Genomic DNA, 1,119 nt, shown 5'->3' with positions numbered 1-1,119 from the left:
CCCCTGACGAGCAGCGCCTTCAACGCTGCCGGGAGGAGACGCCCCGGCGCGGCACCGACCCCCGCAGCCGGGGCCACCCGCCCCGTCGCCGCGCACGACCATGTCCGGACGTAAACGGAATCAGCGATGCCGTGCTCACATCACGTCATAGCTGGGGATACTCAGGACATGTCTGCCGACTACGCGACTTTCGGGCTGGCTCCGGCAATGCGGGCCGGCGGTGTCCTCGTCAACGGGGACTACCAAGTGCACCGCGACTTCATGGACTTCGTCGTCGACGGGCGCCCGCTGCTCCACCAGCTGTCGGGCCTCGACGCGGTGTCCCCCCTGGCCGCCGACGTACCGCCTGCCATCTTCACCGCGCAGGTCCGCTGCCTGCTCCTCGAAGCGCAAGCACCGCTGCCCGAGGGGCGGTACGTCATCTACGGCTGCCCCGAGTGCGAGAGCATGGAGTGCGGCGCGGTGACCGCCGTGATCGAGCGGGCCGGGGACGACTTCGTCTGGCGGGACTTCGCGTGGCAGACCACCGAGACCGCCGACCTGGAGCTGAACGGCTATCACGGGATAGGCCCCTTCCGCTTCCGCGGCCGGGAGTACCGCGCGGCGCTGGAGCAACTGCTCGCGGCCGGCGAAGAGGAACCCCCGCCGCGCCGCCGCGTGCTGCTGATCGGGGCGCGCGTCGACGTCCTGGCCAAACTGGCCGCGGCCCTGCGGACGATCAACATCGGCGCCGACATCACCGCCGACGCGGCGGACGTACCGCCCGACGAACTGCGGGCGTACGGAGCGGTGGCCTTCGGCAGGGCGGTGGACGAGCGGGTGCGGGCCGGCACCCGGGCGGCGTTCGAGCGGGCGGGCGCCGATGTCGCCTACGTGGACGGCCTGGCGCCGATCGTCCCGCTGCTGGTGGCCCAGATCGAGGCCGCCCTGGACCGCAGCCCGACGGAGCAGCGACGCCTGACGCGGCTGGTGGCGGTGGAGGGCGAGGCGGGGGTGGAGGTGACGTCCACGTGCCGGGTGCAGCTGATCGCGTACCGCCTGGACCGGCTGTCCCGGACGCACGCCCACGAGGTCTTCGACGACGTGCTGGAACCGGGGAAGCACCGGATCGCGCTGGAC

General features: G+C 72.4%; 1 protein-coding gene. It reads left to right on the top strand.

Annotation, left to right across the window (positions count from 1 at the left end; translation table 11 throughout):
* Positions 1-168 precede the first annotated feature (168 nt).
* The coding region (locus E2E34_RS34500; protein WP_138905740.1) for an oxidoreductase at positions 169-1,119 on the top strand (951 nt) is incomplete at its 3' end.

It is taken from the genome of Streptomyces albidochromogenes, from assembly GCF_005981925.1.
In the GTDB taxonomy this organism is placed as follows: Bacteria; Actinomycetota; Actinomycetes; order Streptomycetales; family Streptomycetaceae; genus Streptomyces; species Streptomyces albidochromogenes.
Note: the sequence above shows the minus strand (reverse complement) of the source record. Positions and strands in the feature narration are given on the sequence as shown.